Genomic DNA, 279 nt, shown 5'->3' on the forward strand with positions numbered 1-279 from the left:
CCTACTCAGGATACCACTATCCTTATCGTCTCTTACTTATACGGGCCTATCACCCTGTATCGTCTACCGTTCCAGGTAGTTCTACTTCAATCCGCAAGAAATGTCGTGGTCCTACAACCCCAGCATTGCCGTAACAACACTGGTTTGGGCTAATCCGCGTTCGCTCGCCACTACTTACGGAATCACTTTTGTTTTCTTCTCCTCCGCCGACTTAGATGTTTCAGTTCAGCGGGTTTGCCCACCTATCGGTGTACTATGTCTTCACCATAGTGGGTTGCC

At 49.1% G+C, this 279-nt stretch carries 1 rRNA gene; it reads right to left on the minus strand.

Features of this window, described 5'->3' with window-relative positions:
- Positions 1–279: ribosomal RNA gene (locus WFZ85_RS16350) — 23S ribosomal RNA — on the minus strand; the annotation flags it as partial.

This window comes from Flavobacterium aureirubrum (assembly GCF_038739835.1).
GTDB lineage: Bacteria > Bacteroidota > Bacteroidia > Flavobacteriales > Flavobacteriaceae > Flavobacterium > Flavobacterium aureirubrum.